Annotated in this window: 22 protein-coding genes; 8 read left to right on the top strand and 14 right to left on the bottom strand. The window is 71.0% G+C overall.

What is annotated here, in order from left to right; all coding sequences use genetic code 11:
* Positions 1-105: 105 nt before the first annotated feature.
* Genes DP939_RS34200 through DP939_RS34170 form a run of 7 tightly spaced genes read left to right on the top strand, consistent with a single transcriptional unit; the run spans position 106 to position 5,959 of the window.
* Positions 106-879 (top strand): GntR family transcriptional regulator, encoded by a 774-nt coding sequence (locus DP939_RS34200; protein ID WP_158578855.1) that lies wholly within the window; start codon positions 106-108, stop codon positions 877-879.
* A 51-nt stretch (positions 880-930) separates the two neighbouring features.
* Positions 931-2,232: an ABC transporter substrate-binding protein gene (locus DP939_RS34195; protein WP_113984978.1), complete on the top strand. Its 1,302-nt coding sequence runs from the start codon at positions 931-933 to the stop codon at positions 2,230-2,232.
* Positions 2,229-3,149, top strand: coding sequence for a carbohydrate ABC transporter permease (locus DP939_RS34190; RefSeq protein ID WP_113984977.1), 921 nt, complete (start codon positions 2,229-2,231; stop codon positions 3,147-3,149). Before DP939_RS34195 ends, DP939_RS34190 begins: the two co-directional genes overlap by 4 nt.
* Positions 3,149-4,021 carry a carbohydrate ABC transporter permease gene (locus DP939_RS34185; protein ID WP_113984976.1) on the top strand — a complete coding sequence of 291 codons (873 nt, stop codon included), beginning with the start codon at positions 3,149-3,151 and terminating at the stop codon, positions 4,019-4,021. Before DP939_RS34190 ends, DP939_RS34185 begins: the two co-directional genes overlap by 1 nt.
* 25 nt (positions 4,022-4,046) lie before the next feature.
* Positions 4,047-4,928, top strand: a complete 882-nt coding sequence (locus DP939_RS34180; protein ID WP_113984975.1) for a sugar phosphate isomerase family — start codon at positions 4,047-4,049, stop codon at positions 4,926-4,928.
* Positions 4,921-5,577, top strand: coding sequence for an L-ribulose-5-phosphate 4-epimerase (locus DP939_RS34175; protein ID WP_113984974.1), 657 nt, complete (start codon positions 4,921-4,923; stop codon positions 5,575-5,577). Before DP939_RS34180 ends, DP939_RS34175 begins: the two co-directional genes overlap by 8 nt.
* Before the next feature lie 40 nt (positions 5,578-5,617).
* Positions 5,618-5,959 (top strand): VOC family protein, encoded by a 342-nt coding sequence (locus tag DP939_RS34170; protein ID WP_113984973.1) that lies wholly within the window; start codon positions 5,618-5,620, stop codon positions 5,957-5,959.
* A 21-nt stretch (positions 5,960-5,980) separates the two neighbouring features.
* Here the strand turns inward: DP939_RS34170 and DP939_RS34165 are convergent, their stop codons facing one another.
* Complete coding sequence (locus tag DP939_RS34165) at positions 5,981-6,676, bottom strand: TetR/AcrR family transcriptional regulator (RefSeq protein WP_113984972.1); 696 nt, start codon at positions 6,674-6,676, stop codon at positions 5,981-5,983.
* 125 nt (positions 6,677-6,801) lie between these two features.
* Here DP939_RS34165 and DP939_RS34160 point away from each other — a divergent pair, with 125 nt between their 5' ends.
* Positions 6,802-8,025, top strand: coding sequence for an MFS transporter (locus tag DP939_RS34160; RefSeq protein ID WP_199565597.1), 1,224 nt, complete (start codon positions 6,802-6,804; stop codon positions 8,023-8,025).
* Here the strand turns inward: DP939_RS34160 and DP939_RS34155 are convergent.
* The 13 genes from DP939_RS34155 to DP939_RS34095 all read right to left on the bottom strand — a co-directional run bounded on the left by DP939_RS34155 (position 8,012) and on the right by DP939_RS34095 (position 18,437).
* Entirely contained in the window at positions 8,012-9,004 is a 993-nt protein-coding gene (locus DP939_RS34155) for a hypothetical protein (protein ID WP_113984971.1), read from the bottom strand. The genes DP939_RS34160 and DP939_RS34155 overlap by 14 nt on opposite strands.
* Entirely contained in the window at positions 9,001-9,549 is a 549-nt protein-coding gene (locus tag DP939_RS34150) for an RNA polymerase sigma factor (protein WP_113984970.1), read from the bottom strand. Before DP939_RS34150 ends, DP939_RS34155 begins: the two co-directional genes overlap by 4 nt.
* Before the next feature lie 122 nt (positions 9,550-9,671).
* Complete coding sequence (locus DP939_RS34145) at positions 9,672-10,286, bottom strand: GNAT family N-acetyltransferase (RefSeq protein ID WP_113984969.1); 615 nt, start codon at positions 10,284-10,286, stop codon at positions 9,672-9,674.
* Between the two features lie 75 nt (positions 10,287-10,361).
* Positions 10,362-10,664 (bottom strand): hypothetical protein, encoded by a 303-nt coding sequence (locus tag DP939_RS34140; RefSeq protein ID WP_113984968.1) that lies wholly within the window; start codon positions 10,662-10,664, stop codon positions 10,362-10,364.
* Positions 10,665-10,832: 168 nt separating this feature from the next.
* Complete coding sequence (locus DP939_RS34135) at positions 10,833-11,081, bottom strand: alpha/beta fold hydrolase (RefSeq protein ID WP_199565596.1); 249 nt, start codon at positions 11,079-11,081, stop codon at positions 10,833-10,835.
* Between the two features lie 11 nt (positions 11,082-11,092).
* On the bottom strand, positions 11,093-12,223 hold the full coding sequence (locus DP939_RS34130; RefSeq protein WP_113984967.1) for an amidohydrolase family protein: 1,131 nt from the start codon (positions 12,221-12,223) through the stop codon (positions 11,093-11,095).
* Entirely contained in the window at positions 12,220-13,008 is a 789-nt protein-coding gene (locus tag DP939_RS34125) for an ABC transporter permease (RefSeq protein ID WP_158578853.1), read from the bottom strand. Before DP939_RS34125 ends, DP939_RS34130 begins: the two co-directional genes overlap by 4 nt.
* Position 13,009: 1 nt before the next feature.
* Complete coding sequence (locus DP939_RS34120) at positions 13,010-13,768, bottom strand: ABC transporter permease (RefSeq protein ID WP_113984965.1); 759 nt, start codon at positions 13,766-13,768, stop codon at positions 13,010-13,012.
* The gene (locus DP939_RS34115; RefSeq protein WP_113984964.1) at positions 13,765-14,574 is read right to left on the bottom strand and encodes an ABC transporter ATP-binding protein; all 810 of its coding nucleotides are present in this window, start codon (positions 14,572-14,574) and stop codon (positions 13,765-13,767) included. The genes DP939_RS34120 and DP939_RS34115 overlap by 4 nt, the downstream gene beginning before the upstream one ends.
* A 1-nt stretch (position 14,575) precedes the next feature.
* Positions 14,576-15,700: an ABC transporter substrate-binding protein gene (locus tag DP939_RS34110; protein ID WP_158578851.1), complete on the bottom strand. Its 1,125-nt coding sequence runs from the start codon at positions 15,698-15,700 to the stop codon at positions 14,576-14,578.
* 45 nt (positions 15,701-15,745) lie between these two features.
* Positions 15,746-16,798 (bottom strand): alcohol dehydrogenase catalytic domain-containing protein, encoded by a 1,053-nt coding sequence (locus tag DP939_RS34105; RefSeq protein ID WP_113984962.1) that lies wholly within the window; start codon positions 16,796-16,798, stop codon positions 15,746-15,748.
* Positions 16,795-17,538 (bottom strand): RraA family protein, encoded by a 744-nt coding sequence (locus tag DP939_RS34100; protein ID WP_113984961.1) that lies wholly within the window; start codon positions 17,536-17,538, stop codon positions 16,795-16,797. The genes DP939_RS34105 and DP939_RS34100 overlap by 4 nt, the downstream gene beginning before the upstream one ends.
* Positions 17,535-18,437: an amidohydrolase family protein gene (locus DP939_RS34095; protein WP_113984960.1), complete on the bottom strand. Its 903-nt coding sequence runs from the start codon at positions 18,435-18,437 to the stop codon at positions 17,535-17,537. Before DP939_RS34095 ends, DP939_RS34100 begins: the two co-directional genes overlap by 4 nt.
* Positions 18,438-18,525 lie beyond the last annotated feature (88 nt).

Below are 18,525 nucleotides of genomic sequence, written 5' to 3'. Positions count from 1 at the left end.
CTCGCCCGGCCTTTGGGGAGATCCTGAGTCTCGCTGTATAGACATGTCAATAACCTGTCTGGCCATCTATTGACAGGTATGGTCGGCGCTCGGCAGCATGGCGGCGTGGAGAACGACGGAAACACCACGCTGGAGGACGTCCCGTCCACGTCCGCCGGGCCGCGCTGGGAACAGATCGCGGCGATCCTGGCGGACGAGCTGCGGGGCGCCGAGGCGGGCTCCCGCCTCCAGTCGGAGGCCGCCCAGTGCCGCCGCTTCGCGGTCAGCCGGATGACCCTCCGGCAGGCGCTGGCCGACTTGCAGAGCCGCGGCCTGGTCGAGGCGCGGGCCGGTCGCGGCTGGTTCGTGGCCGCGCCGGGCCGTACGGGAGCGCCGGACGGCGCGCCCATCGCCGAGCCACCGGGCAAGCTGATGAGCTTCAGCGAGATGGCCCGGTCGAAAGGGCACGTCCCCGACTCCGAGGTGCTCGCCCAGGAGATCCGGCCGGCGACCTTCGAGGAGGCCGAGCAACTCGGCCTGGTCCCCGGCGCGGATCTGTTCTCGCTGCGCCGGCTGCGCAGGCTCAACGGCCTGCCGGTGGCCGTCGATCACAGCCTGGTCCCCGGCGACCTGCTGCCGCTCGCGCTGGCCGCCGACTTCTCCACCGCTTCGCTGCACGACGCGTTCCGCGCCGCGGGCGCCCCGCCGACCAGCGCCGACCTGGAGATCGAGGCGATCGTCGCGGACACCGAGCACGCCACCCTGCTGGACGTCGAGGAGGGCTCTCCGCTCCTCGCGGTCCGGCAGCTGTTCTTGGACGCCGAGCGGCGGCCGATCGAGCGAGGGGTCATCCGGTATCGCGCCGATCGCTACCGCTACCGGGCGACGGTACGGGCCTAGCGCCGCCGGAGCCCGCCCTTCCCCCCACCGGTCGCCCCCCAGGAGGCAGCCATGGCTCCCAGGAAGACCGTACGCGGCGTCGTCGCGTGCCTGCTGCTCGCCGGACCGCTGCTCACCGGCTGCGCCGGGGGCGGCGGGCGGGGACCCGCCGACCCGAAGGCCCCGGTCACGCTGGTCTGGTGGACCGGGCAGGCCGACGAACCACAGCGGGTGCTGCAGAACCTCGCGCGGGAGTTCTCCAGGCTGCACCCGAACGTCACGATCGAGGTGTCGTCCGGCGCGCCGACCACGACCGAGCTGTTGCAGAAGCTGACCGCCGCGTTCGCCACGTCGAAGTATCCGGACATCTCCTACACCTACGGAAGCTGGACCGGCCGGCTGGCCGCCAGCGGCCGGACGCTCGACTTCACCCAATGGGTCAAGGACCCGTCGGTGAACTGGACGGAGTTCTCCAGCAGCGCACGGAGCGCGTGCACCCCCGGCGGCAAGGTGATCGGTTTCCCCTCCCTGGTGGACGATCTCGCCCTGGTCTACAACAAGAGGCTGTTCGACCGGAACGGCATCCCGTACCCGACGCCGGAGTGGACCTGGGACGACTTCCGGGCCGCGGCCAAGAAGATCACCGACCCGGCCACCCAGACCTGGGGCACGGCCTATCACGTGAGCGGCGGCGAGGACACCACCTGGCGGCTGTGGCCGCAACTGTGGCAACTCGGCGGCAAGATCGCCGAACCCGGTGGAAAGGCCGCGTTCAACTCACCGGCCGGGGTGCGGGCGCTCGAATTCTGGCGCGCGATGGCGGTGGACGACAAGAGCGTGTTCATCGACCAGACCGACGAGAAGAGCGACCCGATGTTCGCGGGCGGGCACGTGGGGATGCTCATCACCGGCCCGTGGTCGCTCTACACCTTCGTGGAGGCCAAGACGCCGTACGGCGTGCAGATCCTGCCCGGATACGACGGAGACCACCAGACGGTCTCCGGCCCTGACGTGTGGACCGCGTTCGACCATCAGGATGCCGATCGCGCCTACTGGAGTTTTCAGCTGCTGAAGTGGCTGACCTCGCCGGAGATCGACCCCCGGTGGACGATGGCCACGGGGAATCTCCCGCTGCGCGCGTCGGAGCGCGGCACGCCGGAGTACGAGCGGTTCGTGCGGCGGTTTCCCGGGGTCGATGTGATGGTGCGCAACCTGGTCAACGACGAACAGGCGCGGCCGACCGACGAATGGTACGTGACGTTGTCGCGCAACGTCGGGGAGGCGATCGCCGCCGTCCTTCAGGGCACCATCGGCGTACGCGAGGCGCTCGACACCGCCGCCCGTAAGTCCGACGCGAGTCTGGCGGACAATTGACCCGCGGCGAACGGCCGAGGCCGGCCGTCTCGATCCGCGGGAACGCCACGATTCGCAGAAACGCCACGGCCTGGCTGTTCGCCGGCCCGGCGACACTGATCATCGTGGGGTTGTCGGTGTTCCCCGCCGTGTGGTCGCTGCTCCTCTCACAACAGCGCTGGGACGGCATCACCGCCCCCAGATACGTGGGATTTCGCAACTACACCGCGCTGGCGGCCGACCCGGAGCTGTACGACGCGGTGGGGCACACGGTGTTCTTCACCGCGATATTCGTGCCCGCCTCCCTGGTCCTCGGCGTCCTGCTGGCCGTGGCGCTGAACCGGCGGATCCGGTTCCTGGCCTTCTACCGCACCTGCGTATTCGTGCCGTTCGTCACGTCGGCCGCCGCGACCGGAATTCTGGCGAATTTCGTCTTCGAGCCGCGTACCGGCATCGTGAACGGCGGGCTGCGGATGTTCGGCATTCCCGCGCAGGGATTTCTGGAGGACCCCGGGCAGGCGATGTTCGTGCTCTGCCTGGTCGCGTTGTGGGGGGCGCTGGGTTTCACGGTGGTCGTTTATCTGGCCGCCCTCCAGGACATTCCGGCCGCGCTCTACGAGGCGGCCCAGATCGACGGCGCCTCGCGCTGGCAGATGTTCCGGCGGGTGACGCTCCCGCAACTGCTCCCGGTCACGATCTTCACGGCGGTGTGGCAGACCATCACCGCCCTCCAGCTCTTCGACGTGGTGTTCACCACAACGCGCGGCGGCCCGGTGGGGGCGACGCGGACGATCGTCTACTTCATCTACCACCAGGCTTTCGAACGCGCCGAATACGGCTACGGCTCGGCCGCGGCGCTGTCGCTCTTCGTGGTGAGCGTGATCATCACGATAGGGATGATGGTGTACGCCCGGTTCAAGCGGATCGAGGCGTTCTGATGTTGACCACGCCGGTCCTGCGAGAGACCGCGCCCCCGGCGCCGGTCCGCCGCCGGCGGCTGCGCCGGCCGTTCGATCCGTGGCACCTGCTGCTCATGCCGGTCGCGCTGGTCTTCGCCTTCCCGCTGGTCCAGATGATCCTGACGTCGTTCATGTCGGCGGCGGAGATCAACTCCTATCCGCCGCGCTACCTCCCCAGGTCGCCGCAGATCAGCGGGTACGTCGGGCTGTTCACCAACGCCCCGGCCCTGCGGTGGCTGGGCAACTCGGTGATCGTCGCGGGCGTGGCGGTGCTGTCCCACCTGGTCCTGTGCTCGGCGGCCGGGTACGGCTTCGCGCGGCTGAGGTTCGCCGGGCGGCGGATCGGATTCCTGGCCATCCTGGCGACGATCATGATTCCCACCCAGCTGCTGATGATCCCGACCTACGTGATGTTCAGCAGGTTCGGCCTGGTGGACACGCTCGCCGCCGCCATCGTGCCATGGCTGTCGTCGGCCTTCGGGATCTTCCTGATGCGGCAGTTCTTCCTGTCGCTCCCCGTGGAACTCGAGGACGCCGCCAGGATCGACGGGTGCTCGACGTTCGGGGTGTTCCGGCGGATCGTCCTGCCGCTCGCCCGCCCGGCGCTGGCCACCCTGACGATCTTCACGCTGCTGGGCTCATGGAACGACCTGTTGTGGCCGCTGGTCGCCATCAGCGACGAGCGGTGGTACACGATCCAGCTCGGGCTCGCCAACTTCCAAGGCCCGCGCCGCACCGACTGGCCGATGCTGATGAGCGGGAACGTCGTGGCGACCCTCCCGCTGGTCATCGGCTTCGTCCTCGTGCAGCGCCGGTTCATCGCGACCATGACGATGGCCGGCATCAAATGACCCTTTCCAGCCGAGAGCAGGCCAAGTGAACAAGAAGGATCTGTATACCTGGTGCAGCGTCCCGGTCGATGACCTGGCCGGCCACCCGGACCGCAGGATTCCGCTGCGGTTGTGCGCGGGGCCCGCGGAGATGGCGAACCTGATGGCCACGGAACTGCTCGACGGCGTGCGCGCCGCGGCCGTGCGGGACCGCATGTTCCGGGTGATCATCCCGTGCGGCCCGGTCGAATGGCTGGGGCCGTTCACCCGGATGGTGAACAGGGCGTCGGTGAGCCTGAGCCACGTCGAGGTGTTCCACATGGACGAATGCCTGGACTGGCAGGGCAGGACGCTGCCGCGTACCCACCCGTACTCGTTCCGCGGCTACATGCAGCGGCACTTCTACGACCCCGTCCGGCCCGAGCTGGCGGTGCCGGACGCCCACCGGCACTGGCTCGAACCGGAGACCATCGAGGCCGTTCTTGAGGCGATCGAGTCCGGGCCGATCGACTTGATGTACGGCGGCTGGGGCCAGGACGGGCACGTGGCCTACAACCAGGCCAGGCGGAACACGCTGAGTGAGATCACCGTGGACGAGCTGCGCACGTCTTCCGTGCGCGTCCAGGAGAACAACGTCGACACGGTCCTCGCGCTCGGGCAGCGCAAGCTCGGCGGGGCCTACCAGTTCGTGCCGCCGATGTCGGTGACCCTCGGCCTGCGGGAGGTGCTCTCCGCCCGCAGGATCCGGCTGTACAGCGACACGGGAGCCTGGAAGCAGACGGCGCTGCGGGTGGCGCTGTTCAGCGGGCAGACCGTGGAATATCCGATCACCCTGTTGCAGGAGCACGACGACGCCCTGCTCACCGCGACCAGGGAGACCGCCGACCACCCGATCAGCCGGCACCCGGAATGGTCCTTCGATGTTTGACGACGTGCGGACCATCGTGGCCGAGCTGCACGGCGAGCTGACCGGGCACGGACTCGTGGCGTGGACCTCGGGGAACGTGTCGGCGCGCGTGCCGGGAAAGGACCTGCTGGTCATCAAGCCCAGCGGGGTGCGTTACTCCGACCTGACCGCCGGCGCGATGGTGGTGTGCGACCTGCACGGCGAGGTGGTCGAGGGGGAGTGGTCGCCGTCCAGCGACACGGCGGCGCACGCGTACGTCTACCGGCACATGCCGGAGATCGGCGGCATCGTCCACACCCACTCGCCGTACGCGTCGGCGTGGGCGGCCTGCGGCGAGCCGATCCCGTGCGTCCTGACCGCGATGGCCGACGAGTTCGGCGGCGAGATCCCGGTCGGGCCGTTCGCGCTCATCGGCGGCGACGACATCGGCCGCGGGGTCGTGGCCACCCTGCGCGGTTCGCGTTCGCCCGCGGTGCTGATGCGCAACCACGGCGTCTTCGCCGTCGGGCGGACCCCGGCGGCGGCGGTGAAGGCCGCGGTCATGTGCGAGGACGTCGCGCGGACGACCCACCTCGCCCGTCAGCTCGGCACGCCGCGCCCGATCCCCGGCGAGGACGTGCACCGCCTGCACGACCGCTACCGGCGGGCCTACGGCCAGCCCCCGGCCTGAGCGTGGAGCGGGGGAACGCGAGGGTTTGTAGGGTTGGCGAATGGCGGTTGATCTGTTCGCGGGGATCGCGGTGGCCGACTACGCGGCCGCGCTGGAGTGGTACGAACGGCTGCTGGGGGGTCCGCCGGCGTTCTTGCCGAACGACAGCGAGGCCGTGTGGGAGTTGGCGGAGCATCGGTACATGTACGTCGAGGAGCTGCCCGAGCGCGCCGGGCATGCCATGGTCACGCTCTTCGTGGACGATCTCGACGCCCGGGTGGCGGGGATCACCGAGCGGGGGATCGAGCCGGTGAATCGGGAGACCTATTCCAACGGGGTGCGCAAGGTCACCTACCGCGACCCCGAAGGGAACGAGATCGGATTCGGCGGTGCTCCGGTCTGAGGGCCGCAGAGAAGGACGTCGTCAAGCCGGAAGGCGGGCGGCGATTCCGGCGACCAGGATGTCCACGGCGAAGTCGAACAGGGTGTCCGGGGAGTCGGGTTCGAGGGTGGCGGTGCGGCTCAGGTAGGGCAGATCCTCCGGTGAGCCCCGCAGCCAGGGGGGTGGCAGCCGGTCCAGGTCGTCCGGGGTGACGTGGGCGGGGGGGCGGTCGTGCAGGGAGTCCTGGAGTTCGACGAAGCCGGCGACCAGTCTGATGGTCTCCATGCAGGCCCGGTAGGCGTCCTGGAGCGGGAGCCCGATCTGGGCGAACAGGCCGATCAGCGCGTCCACGTTGCGGAGCATGACCGGGTGGCGGGCCATGGTGATGTTCTCGCTGTACGCGAGCGTGGTCATGCCGGGATGGCGGCGGTAGTGGGCCCGCAGCTCCCGGCAGAACGCCCGCAGGTCCTCCCGCCACCGCGCCGGGTCGAGCGGAGGGGAGTGCCAGCCGGACTCGAAGATCTCGGCGGCCACCGTGATCAGGTCGCGCCGGTCTTCGACGTAGTTGTACAGGGCGCGGGGCGAGACGCCCAGTTCGGTGGCGAGCGAGCGCATGGTCAGCTCGGCCGGGCCGTACCGGCCGAGGAAGTCGAGCGCGGCGCGCCCCACGGACTCGCGGGTGAGGGTGGCCCGGCCCTTGCGGTGGGTCGGTCGTCGCCGGGTGTGGCTGCTGCTCATGGCTTTGTGAGGTTATCAATCCCCGTTCGGCCCGACAGTACGCGTAGAACTTCACACGTGTTGACTTTAGCGTAGGGCGTGCGGCACGGTAGCCATCAGCCACGTGCCGCCTGCCTGGAGTCGCCATGTCCCTGTCCGGTCTCGCCATGGACCTCAGCCCGTTGCGGGAGAGCCGCGACTTCCGCCTGATCTACGCCGGGTTCCTCGGCGCACTGGTCGGCACGCTGATGACCAGCGTCGCCGTCGCCGTGCAGGTCTATGACATGACCGCCTCGCCGGGCCAGATCGGGCTGGTCAGCCTGGCCAGGGCGCTGCCGATGGTGGTGGGGCTGCTGGCCGGGGGCGTGCTCGCCGACCGGTTCGATCGGCGACGGCTGATGCTGCTCACCCGGCTGCCGCTGGTGTTCGTGGCCGCCGCGATGGCGGGCAACGCGCTGCTGCCCGAGCCTCGGCTCTGGGTGATCTACGTGGCGACCGGGCTGACCGGGCTGTTCGCCGGGCTCGGCGGTCCGGCGATGCTGGCGGCGATTCCGGCGCTGGCCGGTACCGCCAAGCTGGCCGCGGCGGGGGCGCTGACGGCGGCCTCGGCGCAGCTCGCCGCCCTGGTCGGGCCCGCGCTCGGCGGCGCGCTCATCGCCGGGCCCGGCCTGGCCGCCTGCTACGTCGTGGACGCCGCCGGATTCCTGATCTTCTCCGTCGTACTGTGCTTCGTCAGGCCACTGCCGCCCGTCAAGAGCAGCACGACGAGCGCGAAGCCCCGGGAAGGGGTGCTCGGCGCGCTGCGCTTCATCCGCGGCCGGCGGCTCATCCTGGGCCTGTTCCTCATCGACGCCGCAGCGGTGATCTTCACGATGCCGCAGGCGCTCTACCCGGTGCTGGCCGACCAGCAGTTCGGCAGCCCGGCCGTGACCGGCCTGTTGTACGCCGCGCCCGCCCTCGGGGCCGTCGTGGGCGCGCTGACCAGCGGGTGGACCGGACGCGCGGGCGGTCACGCGCTGATCGCCGCCGTACTGCTGTGGGGCCTGGCGCTGACCGGCTTCGGCCTGACCACGTTCCTGCCGGTGGCGCTGTTCCTGCTCGCGCTGGCCGGGCTGGGGGACCTGATCTCCGAGACCCTGCGCTCGGCCCTCCTTCAGCGGGACACGCCCGATGACCTGCGCGGACGCGTCAGCAGCATCTGGATGGTGCAGGCGACGGTCTCGCCCGCGCTGGGCAACGCCGCCGTCGGATTCCTGGCGGAGGTCACCGGGGCCCGCCAGGCGGTGGTCATCGGCGGCCTGGTCTGCGTGGCGGCCACGCTCGTGGTGGCCGCCACGTTCCCGGCGCTGCGGCGCGCTACTCAGGGATGATGGCGTCGCGCGGGCCGCCGTAGACGGGGTTCTTGTCGTACCGCCGTTCGGTGACCAGCAGCCGGATCAGTCCCGGCGTCCGGACGGACTCCTCCGCCTCCCAGACGACCCACTCGTCGCCGACCGGCTCGTCCTGGACGCGCAGTTCGCCGAAACCGCCGGGGTTGCCGGGCGGGATGGCCATGATCAGGTACTCGGTCTTCAGCCCGCGCCTGCGCAGTTCGGGCAGGACCTCGCCCACGGTCTTCTCGTCCACCCGGAACCCCGCGAGCGAACGGCCCTTGGTCGTCGCCACCCGGTAGGGCGGGTCGGTCTCGACACGGCCGATCGAGTCGTCCGGGACCAGGACGCACGGTGACACCGGCCCGCTCATCAAGATGGTGCTGGTCGATCGCTCACCGATCGTCCACACGAAGGTCTGGCCGGGCTCGAAGAGCTTGGTGTCGATCCGCATCTGCCAGCCCTCGCGGCGTTCGTCGCCGGGGATCTCCTGCGGAACGGAGTACAGGCCGGGGGGAATCCGCTCCACGTGCTCACCGCGCGGCTCGCGGCACTTCTTGCCGGGCGGTGTGTAGTCGACGGTGGCCGGGACGTTGAGCGAACGCAACTGCCGCCGCAGGCCCTCGGCGTCCCCGAACTCGTGGACCGTGACGTACACGACCCCGTCGGAGTCCTTGGAGACGGCGTAGGACGGGTTCAGGCCGGTGCCGTCGCGCAGGAGGCTCGGGCCGATCACGACGGCCGCGGCGAGTCCGGTGACGGCGGCCAGGCCGATGGCGACCCGCCGGAGCCGGAAACCCCGCGCACGCCGCATATGCCGCGCACGCCGCGTACCGGTCACCGGGCCATCGGCGGAACCGGTGATCGACGTCAGCAGGGCCAGCGCCCCGGGGGCGGCCGGGTCGCCGCCGGGCTCTCCGGGACGTACGCGGGCCAGTGCGGACAGCGCTTCCATCTCGTTCTCGTGGTCGTTCTTCACAGCGACCTCTCCACTGGCAGCAGCCGGTTCTGGGGTAGGGGCTCGACGCCCGCCTCGGCGAGCGCGCGGGAGAAGCGCCTGCGCGCGCGGTGCAACCTGATCCGTACGGCGTTGCGGGACAGGCCAAGGGCCGTGGCGATCTCCTCGCGGCCCAGTCCCTCCCAGGCGATCAGCGCCAGCAGTTCGCGATCGTCGTCGGACAGGCTCTGGAAGGCGCCGGTGATGGCGTTCAGCTCGATCCCGGTCTCGGGCGAGCCGGAGTACAGGTCGGCCAGTTCGGCGTCCAGCTCGACATTGCGCGCCTGGCGGCGTACCTCGCCGCGGCGGTGGTTGGCGAGGACCCTGCGCGCCACGCCGTACAGCCACGGCAGCGCGCCCTCGCCGGTGGGCATGTCGCCCAGCCTCCGCCAGGCGATGGCGAAGGTCTCGGCCACCACGTCCGCCGCGTCCTGCGGGGTGTCGCAGCGGCGCGCGGCGTAGGCCGTGATCCGGCCGTACGTCTCACGGTAGACGGCCTCGAACCCGGCCGTGAGATCGTCATCCATGGGCGGTTCCCATGCCCGGCCTCCTCGTCGGTACAAGATGTCGGTACAAAATTCCGACACCCTGCTTATGTGCCGACAGAAGGCATCATTTCCGGCCGCGCGCAAGAAACCTGCCGCGGGGCCTACGCCCCGGTGAGCCGGGCCCGCAGGCCCGCCTTCACCTCCGGCCACTCGGCGGCGATCACGGAGAACATGGCCGAGTCGCGCAGCATGCCCACCTCACCGGCGGCCCACGACGGCGACCACTGGCGCAGCACGCCCTCGAACCGCGCGCCGAGGCGCTGGATCGCCCGGCGGGAGCGCTCGTTCCGCGCGTCGGTCTTGAGGTCGACGCGGGCGAGGTCCAGCGTCTCGAAGGCGTACGTGAGCAGGAGGAGCTTGGCCTCCAGGTTGATGCCGGTGCCCTGGGCCGATCCGGAGAGCCAGGTCCAGCCGATCTCCAGCGCGCTCAGGTCGGCACGTCCGGGCCAGTATCGCGGCGTGCAGTACGAGGTGCAGCCCACCGCCATCCCGTCCGAGACGCGGACCTGCGCGAACGGCGTGACCCCTTCCGCCGAACGGGCGAGGTGCATGAGCAGCCAGTCATCGACCTCGCCGGCCCGCGGGACCATCGTGAACCCGTAGGACGAGCGGTCCTCTTCCGCGGCCTTCGCCAGGTCGGGGGCGTGGCCCGTGGTCAGCGGCTCAAGCCGGACGAGCGAGCCGTGCAGCACGGGGACGTCGAGGGACGGGCTCACGCGGACCGTACTCCTTTCACAGGGCGGGACGCCGGGATCATACCGTGCCCCCCGGCGCCCGCCCCGAGGCACACGTCAGTGCAGGACCTGCACACTGCCGACATTGCGGCCCCGGACCACCTCGCCGGGCTCGACCGGCCAGTAGACCCTGGACAGGCAGCGTTCGTCGGGGAACAGCAGAACCCGGCTGTCGGTCCGGTTGGACACGGTCGTGCCCGCGCCGGGGCCGCCGTGGCAACCCTTCGGCGGGTCGGTGTAGAGGATGGCGATGCTCGCGTTGTGCAACTCCAGCTTTCCGGTCGCCGCCGCGGCGGGGTTGGCGGCCAGCAGGAGGATCCCGGTCGCGAGCAGCGCCCCTGTGGCGAACTTCAGCTTCATGTGACTTCCTTTCACGTGCGGTTGTGGTGCACGACGGCAGAACGTCCCATTGCCGAACAGAACCAGCGTCTCTGGGTGAGACTAGGAGGAACCGATATAAGTTCTCTAACCGAAATTTGACCGGCAGACCAGACGTCAGTCGGATGCCATTTATGACAGAGGCGCCCGTTATGACAGCCCGGCCAGCCAGTCGATCAGCAGTTCGTTGATCCGCTCCGGCCGTTCCTGCTGGATCCAGTGGCCGCAGCCGTCCAGGATATGAGACCCGACCAGACCGGGAAGCGTGACCGGATACGCCTTGATGGCGTTCATCAGCCACGTCGTGGACGCGTCCAGCGCGCCCCCGGCGAACAGCGACGGCTGGGTGATCCTCCCCGCCGCACACCCCGCCCGCGAGCCGCCTTGCCGGATACGCAAGGATCGGCAGGTCACAGAGCCCGGTGGAGCCGTCCGGCCCTGACCGTGGCCACTGGCCGCCACCTGCGGTCCGTCTCCCGGCGCTCGCCCTCGGCGTCGCCGTACGCGAACGCGCCCTCCTCCCACGCCAGCACCGCCACGTCCGCCACGCCGCCGACCCGCAGCCGCCCGGCCCCTCTGGCCAGGCCGAGCGCGGCGGCCGGGCGGGACGTGGCCGCCCTGATCACCTCGGCCGGGGTCAGGCCCAGCGCCAGCCACTTGTTCATGACCGTGAGCAGCCCCGGTCGCAGCTCGGCGAAGGACCGGGCGCTGACGTCACTGCTGATCGTGTCCGGCGGGAACCCCTGCGCGAGCAGCGCCTCGGCGACCCGGAAGCTGAAGTGCGTCATCCCGTGCCCGCAGTCGAACAGCACCCCGCGCTCCCTGGCCCGCCTGACCGCGGGCAGCAGCACGCCGCGCTCGTCCAGCAGCCCGTGCGGGCGCGGCGTCTGGTAGTGGGTCACGATGTCGCCCGCCGAGAGCAGCGGCAGGAACTCGGCGGGGCTCTCCACCGTCGCGCCGATGTGGACGTGCAGCGGGCGGCCCGTCTCGGCGGCGACCTTGGCACCCAGCCGCAGCATGGGCAGGCACGGCCCGCCGGTGAACCGCTGCGACAGCCGTAACTTGATCCCCACTGCGACCTCGGGGTGCTCGCGCAGCGCCGCCGCCACCCCGTCCGGGTCCACCAGGTCGGGACGCAGCTCGCCCGCCTCGCCCGCCTCGCCGGTGAGCCCGGCGCGGGACAGGTGCAGGTGGCACAGCACCCGGGTACGCGAGCCCGCCACGACCCGGCGCAGGAACCCGGGGAAGGCGCCGGTCCCGGCACTGCCGCCGTCCACCACCGTCGTGACGCCGCCGCCGGGGCAGATGTCGTCCGGCCACGCGCCCATCGGCGTCACGCCCGGGTAGACGTGCGCGTGCCCGTCCACCAGCCCCGGTACGACCAGAAGGCCGCCCGCGTCGAACACCGGCGCGCCCGCGGTGTCCAGCCCGGCGCGGATGTCGGCGATCAGCCCATCGCGCAGGCCCACGTCGTACCGCCCGGCAAGGCCCTCGGCCGGGTCCAGCACCGAACCCCCGGCGAGCACCAGGTCGTACGTCACGCCGGCTCGAAGAACCGCCGGGCCGCCAGCCGTACCGCGCCGAACAGCAGCTTGTTCTGTGCCACGCCGAGCAGCATGAGGACCAGCAGCACGGCGAACTCGGCCGCCACGTTGATGCTCTCGCTGTAGGTCAGAAGCAGTTGCCCCAGCCCGCTGGACGGCGAGATGAACTCCCCGACGATCGCCCCGATCAGCGCGAACGCCATGCTGATCTCCAGCCCGGACACGATCCCGGGCACCGCCGACGGCAGCGAGATCCGCATGAAGAGCTGCCCCCGCCCGGCGCAGAACGCCGTCGCCATTTCCAGCCGCATGGTGGCGACCGTGGACAGCGCGCTCAGCGTGGCGATCACCGCGGGGAAGAAGGCCAGCATCGCCGCGAAGCTGAACTTCATGGTCAGCCCGAAGCCCAGCCACAGCGCGAACACCGGAGCCAGTGCGATCTTCGGCAGCGACTGGAACGCCACGACGTACGGATAGAGCACGAAGCGCACCAGCTTGGACTCGTTCATCCCGATGCCCAGCAGCACCCCGGCCCCGCCGCCCAGCGCGAAGCCGATCAGCGTCGCCTGCCAGGTCTGCCACACGCTCAGCCCGATCTGCTCGACGAAGATCTCCGAGCGCATCACCTCGAAGACGTCGGTGGGCCGCGGGATGATGATCCCGCTGATCTGGAAGCGGGCCAGCACGAACTGCAACAGCAGGACCGCGCCCACCCCGACCGCCACCGGCGGCCCGGCCAGCCGCACCACGTTGCGCAGCGGCGAGACTCTGCGTCCGGACACGTCACTCATGGGGCATCCGCTCCAGTACGGCCCGCCGGGCGATCCGGGTCAACAGCGCGAGCAGCAGCCCGACCACGACCAGGATCATCAGCACGGCGAACTCCTCGGCCAGCCGGTAGTCCCGCTGGTAGACCTCCAAGATCACGCCGACTCCGGCGTTCGCGCTGATCAGCTCCCCGGTGATGGCGGCCAGGAACGACAGCACGATGGAGATCTCCAGCCCGGAGAAGATCGGCACGACCAGGCCGGGGAACACGATCTTGCGGCGGATCTGCGCCTTGGTGGCGGCGAAGGCCGTGGCCATCTCGATCCGCACGGGGTCGGTCTGCGCGACGCCCGTCATCGTGCTCACCAGGATGGGGAACAGCGTGGCGGCGGCCACCAGCCCGATCTTGGACTCCACGCCCAGGCCGAACCAGATCACGAAGATCGGCGCGAGCGCGATCGGCGGCAGCGCCTGGAGCGCCAGCGCGTAGGGGTAGAAGCCGCGGCGGAGTACCGGCGACTCGCCCAGCAGCACCCCGAACACCACCCCGGCCACGAAGCCGATCGCCAGCCCGGCGAACGCCTCGATCAAGGTGGTCCGCAGCGCGCGCAGGTAGACGTCCCACTCGGCGGACGGGCCGAACGCCGCCAGCACGGCGTCCAGTTTGGGCAGGGTGCCGCCGGGTCCGCCGGTCGGCAGCGTCTGCCAGCACAGCAGCAGGACCGCAGTGGTCACCAGCAGTACGCCCCACCGCAGCCAGGCCTGGAGGCTCACGCGCCCGTCTCCGTCGCAGAAGCCGCCCGCTCGCCCGCGAACAGGCGATCACGTACCTGGCCGCACACCTCGGCGAACTCCGGACGCGACAGCAGTTCCCTGGTCCGGGTGGGCGGGAACGGCGGCGTGATGACGTCCACGATCGTGCCCGGCCGTTCGGACAGCAGGACCACGCGGGTGGACAGCAGCACGGCCTCCTCGATGCCGTGCGTGATCAGGATCGCGGTCTTGCCGGTCTCCCGCCAGATCCGGTTCAGGTCGATGTTCATCTGCTCCCTGGTCAGCGCGTCCAGCGCGCCGAACGGTTCGTCGAGCAGCAGCAACGTCGGATCGTCGGCCAGCGCCCGGCAGATCGCCACGCGCTGGCGCATCCCGCCGGACAGCTCCTTGGGCCGCCGGGTCTCGAACCCGGCGAGCCCGGCCCGTTTTAGCAGTCCGGCGACCCGCTCGCGGGCCTCGTCGGTGACCTTGCCGTGCAGCTCCACCGGGAGCAGGCAGTTTCCCACCACGTCCCGCCAGGGCAGCAGCGTCGCGTCCTGGAGCGCGATGCCGATCTCCCGGCGCGGGCCGGTGACCTCCTCGCCCCAGACCCGTACGCCGCCTTCGGTGGGCCGCAGCAGCCCGGCGATCATCTTCAGGATCGTGCTCTTGCCGCAGCCGCTGGGCCCGACGATGCTCACGAACTCCCCGGGTTCGACGGTCAGATCGACGTTCCTGACCGCCTCCATCGCCTGTACCGACCGCCCCCGGCCGGGGAAGACGTGCCGCAGGCCGGCCAGTTCGACCGCGTGCCGTGCCGTCGCCATGTCACTCCTCGAACTTGTAGTTCCTGGCGGTGTTCGTGAGGGCGGCGATGTCGAAGTCGTTGAAGGCCCGCACGTGGTCGTTCGTCACCAGCTGGTCCGGCTCGAAGGGCTTGGCGGTGAGCTTGGTGCTCACCGAGAAGTCGCTCCACGCCTTGACGCCCTCCTCGGGGAAGGAGCCCCAGTTCTTGTTCGCCGAGGGGTCGCCGGAGGTCAGGTACTCCGTGCGCACCTTGAGGATGCGCAGGTTGTCGGCCAGTTTCTTGTCCTCGGGCACGCCGGGGACGTTGGTCTTGGGGTAGGTGGCGTACATCATCTTGACCGCGGCCTCCGGGTTGGCCGTGGCGAACACGTTGGCCTTCGCCATCGCCCGGCCGAACCCCTCGATCACCTTGGGGTTGGCCTTCATGAACGACTGCTTGGCGGAGAACCCGGTCGAGAACAGGCGGTCGGCGAGCGGTGAGCTGAAGTACCTGAGCTTGGCGCCGATGCCCTCCATGGCCGCGTACTGCGAGTCGAACAGCATCAGCGCGTGGACCCGGCCGCTGCGCAGCGCGTGGAAGGCGGCGGCCTCCAGGCCGACGGCCACGAAGGTGACGTCCTTGTCCGGGTCCAGGCCGCGCTCGCGCAGCAGCGCCTGCGCCAGCGGCACGGTGCCGCTGCCGAGGCTCTGCGCTCCGATGATCTTGCCTTTGAGGTCCGGCCAGTCCTTGGCCGGACTGTCCGCGGGCACCGCCAGCCGGGCCACCTGCGCCCGTGCCCAGTTGAAGAACATCCGCTGGTCGGAGCCGTTGGTGACGGCGTCCGGGATGAGCGACTGCGGTACCGGCGCGGCGATGTCCACCTGACCGGCCGACACCGACTGGATGGCCTGGGTCGAGCCGGGGGTGAAGACGGTCTCCACCTTCAGGCCCTCCTCCTTGAAGTAGCCCAGGTAGCGGGCCACGGACACGGCCGCGAAGCTGGAGTTCATCGCCTTGATGGCGAAGGCGACCCGCACGGTCCGCAGTCCCTGGCCCTCCTCGGCCGACTTGCCCGCGGCGTCGCCGCCGCCGCAGCCCGTCACCGCCAGGAGGACCGCGACCGCCACGGGCGCGATCCGGACGCGCCGCCGCGCGGTGCCTTTCATGGCCGTCCCTTGCATCGCCGTCCCTCCAAAGAACTCATCGACATGTCAGGAGGCGTCGGGGACCAGCAGGATCCTGCCGGTGGCCTGGCCGTTCTCCAGGATCCGGTGCGCCTCGGGGGCCTGCGACATGGGCAGGGTGGCGGTCACGACGGGGGTCACCAGGCCGCGTTCCACCAGGGTCAGTACGTCTTCGAGCTGCCGCCTGGTGGTGCTGGCCGCCGACCTGATGGTGATGTCGCGGGCCCGCCAGCCGTTCAGGTTCGCGGCCACGGTGGGCGGGGTCTTCTGCACCTCGCCGACGAGTACCAGCCGCCCGTGCAGGGCGAGCGTGGCGACGGCGGACGGGAAGGACACCGCGCCGACGTTCTCCAGCACGACGTCGCAGCCCCGGCCGTCGGTGACGGCCAGTACGTCCTTGGCGTAGTCCTGGCCGCGGGCGGTGAGCACGATCTCGTCGGCCCCGGCCGCGCGGACGGCCTCCACCTTCTCCTCCGAGGTGGTCTGCGCGATCACCCGCGCGCCGGACACCTTGGCGAGCTGGATGGCGTGCAGCCCCACCCCGCCGCCCGCGCCGGTGACCAGGACCGTCTCGCCCAGTTCCAGGTGGGCCACGTCGCGCAGCGCGTTGAGCTGGGTGCCGATGGCGCACGAGGCGATGGCGACGTGGGGGGAGGTGATGCCCGGCGGGACCTTGACCAGGCTGCCGTCGGAGACGGCGACGAGTTCGGCGTAGCCGCCGTTCAGGCCGATGTCGCCGAGGAACACCTTGCGCGGGCAGCGCGTCTCGCGGCCCATCCGGCACTCGCGGCACTTGCCGCAGACCCGCTGGCGCTGGTTGCTCACCACCCGGTCGCCGGCCGCGAAGCCGGTGACCTCCGCGCCGACCTCGACGATCACGCCGACGACCTCGTGGCCCGGGATGATCGGGAAGCCCGCGCCCTCCTTGCGGTCGCCCCGGCGTACCAGGACCTCGTGCATGCAGGCGCCGCACGCCTCGACCTGTACCAGGCACTCGTCCGGCGCGACCGCGGGCGGCGCGACGTCCGTCCATCGCATGACCTCGGGCGGTCCGGTCTCCAGGGCGACGACGGCCTTCATGCGCTCTCCGTTCCGGCTTCGGCGAAGCCCTCGTTCCAAGCGGTGTCGATCAATCGGCCGCCGTCGGCCGGGAAGTTGGCGCTCCAGTCGCGTACGGCGAACAGCGACTCCCCGGCGCGGACGCGCGGCGTCAGCGTGGTGGCCTCGCGCAGGTCGCGCGCCTCGGCGGCGCGGGCCACCCACGCGGCGTCCTCCAGCGGGACCACGGCCACCCCGTCGGCGTCGGCGACGATCAGGTCGCCCGGCCGTACGTAGGCCCCGGCGCAGACCACGGGCACGTTGCCCCAGCCCGCGCGGGTCTTGCCGGTGGCCGCCGGGCTGACCCCGAGCGCCCACAGCGGAAAACCGATCGCCTCGACGTCGGCGTGGTCGCGGGCGTGCCCCTCGATGACCGCCCCGGCCAGGCCCCGCGAGCGGGCCGATTCGCTGACGTTGGCGCCCCACACGGCTCCGGGCGCGGGTCCGTGCTGGGTGGTGCAGACCAGGAAGTCGCCCGGCCGGGCGACCTCCAGCATCGCGTGCAGCGTCAGGTTGCTGCCGGTCAGGTCCAGGGCGGTGATCGCCCGGCCGACCGCGCGCGTGCCGGGGACCAGCGGGCGCACCCCGCGCAGCAGGTTGCGCTGGCCCATCGCCTCGTGCACCGAGGCGACCGACAGCGACTCGAACGCCGCGCGCAGCTCGTCGGACGGCTCGGGGGCCTTGGTGAAGACGGTCCCGCGGGCGGGCAGTGAGGTCGTCATCGCGCCTCCCCGGGGAAGTCCAGCAGCGCGGCAGGGTTGTCCACGAGCATCAGGCGGCGGGCCTTGTCCTCGGGCGCGATCCGCTCGATCAGGTCCACCAACTGTCCGTCGTCGGGCATCCGCGGCACGTTCGGGTGCGGGAAGTCGGTGCCCCAGAGGACGCGTTCCGGCGCGTCGGCGGCGAGCAGGGCGGCCAGCGCGATCGCGTCGTCGTACGGCGGGCCGGTCCGACTGATCCGCTCCGGGGCGCTCAGCTTCACCCACACCCCGCCCGAGCCGAGCAACCGGCGCAGCGCGGTCACCTGCGGGCCGTCCAGCCCGGCCCGCAGATCGACGCGGGCCATGTGGTCGATCACGGCGGGCAGGCCGATGCCGCGGATCGTGTCGGAAAGCTCGATGACCGCGTCGCCCGCGACGTGGAAGGCCACATGCCAGCCGTACGGGCGGACCAGGTCGGTCACCGCGCGGATCGCCTCGGGCGCGGGGGCGGCACCGAGGTGCGGCAGGAACTGAAGGCGCACCCCGCGTACGCCCGCCTCGTGCAGCTCGGCCACCCGGTAGGGCGGGGTGTCCGGACTCAGCAGGGCCACGCCGCGGTAGCGCCCGCCGCCGGTGCGCAGCGCGTCGAGCAGCGCGGCGTGGTCGGTGCCGTGCGCGGCCGACTGCACGATCAGGGCACGTTCCAGGCCGAGGAGGTCGTGCCGGGCGCGCAGGTCGGCCTCGGGTACGTCGGGCGGGTCGTAGGCGCGGTCCTCGGCGTACGGGAAGCGGTCGCCCGGACCGAATATGTGGCAATGCGCGTCACAGCTCAGCGGGGGAAGCCGCAGGCCGGGCGGGGTGGGGTCGGGGTCGGGCGGCGCGGCGACGGGCCGGCCGGGGGGCGTGTGGTCAGAAGTCATCACGCTGTATACCTCTGTTCGACTGGCGAACAGTTGTGCGCCAGTGGAATGGAGTGTGCATGATCCAACCTGGATGGTCAAGGCTTGG

This window comes from Spongiactinospora rosea (genome assembly GCF_003315795.1).
Lineage (GTDB): Bacteria > Actinomycetota > Actinomycetes > Streptosporangiales > Streptosporangiaceae > Spongiactinospora > Spongiactinospora rosea.
The sequence above is the reverse complement of the archived record's forward strand: the minus strand, read 5'-3'. Positions and strand labels throughout refer to the sequence as shown.

What these genes read in the sequence shown, in the direction of transcription:
- DP939_RS34185 (WP_113984976.1), top strand. Translation starts at nt 3,149, where the DNA reads ATGTTGACCACGCCGGTCCTGCGAGAGACCGCGCCCCCGGCGCCGGTC.
- DP939_RS34170 (WP_113984973.1), top strand. Translation starts at nt 5,618, where the DNA reads ATGGCGGTTGATCTGTTCGCGGGGATCGCGGTGGCCGACTACGCGGCC.
- DP939_RS34150 (WP_113984970.1), bottom strand. Translation starts at nt 9,549, where the DNA reads ATGGATGACGATCTCACGGCCGGGTTCGAGGCCGTCTACCGTGAGACG.
- DP939_RS34115 (WP_113984964.1), bottom strand. Translation starts at nt 14,574, where the DNA reads ATGGCGACGGCACGGCACGCGGTCGAACTGGCCGGCCTGCGGCACGTC.
- DP939_RS34195 (WP_113984978.1), top strand. Translation starts at nt 931, where the DNA reads ATGGCTCCCAGGAAGACCGTACGCGGCGTCGTCGCGTGCCTGCTGCTC.
- DP939_RS34100 (WP_113984961.1), bottom strand. Translation starts at nt 17,538, where the DNA reads ATGACGACCTCACTGCCCGCCCGCGGGACCGTCTTCACCAAGGCCCCC.
- DP939_RS34165 (WP_113984972.1), bottom strand. Translation starts at nt 6,676, where the DNA reads ATGAGCAGCAGCCACACCCGGCGACGACCGACCCACCGCAAGGGCCGG.
- DP939_RS34175 (WP_113984974.1), top strand. Translation starts at nt 4,921, where the DNA reads ATGTTTGACGACGTGCGGACCATCGTGGCCGAGCTGCACGGCGAGCTG.
- DP939_RS34105 (WP_113984962.1), bottom strand. Translation starts at nt 16,798, where the DNA reads ATGAAGGCCGTCGTCGCCCTGGAGACCGGACCGCCCGAGGTCATGCGA.
- DP939_RS34095 (WP_113984960.1), bottom strand. Translation starts at nt 18,437, where the DNA reads ATGACTTCTGACCACACGCCCCCCGGCCGGCCCGTCGCCGCGCCGCCC.
- DP939_RS34160 (WP_199565597.1), top strand. Translation starts at nt 6,802, where the DNA reads ATGTCCCTGTCCGGTCTCGCCATGGACCTCAGCCCGTTGCGGGAGAGC.
- DP939_RS34140 (WP_113984968.1), bottom strand. Translation starts at nt 10,664, where the DNA reads ATGAAGCTGAAGTTCGCCACAGGGGCGCTGCTCGCGACCGGGATCCTC.
- DP939_RS34110 (WP_158578851.1), bottom strand. Translation starts at nt 15,700, where the DNA reads ATGAAAGGCACCGCGCGGCGGCGCGTCCGGATCGCGCCCGTGGCGGTC.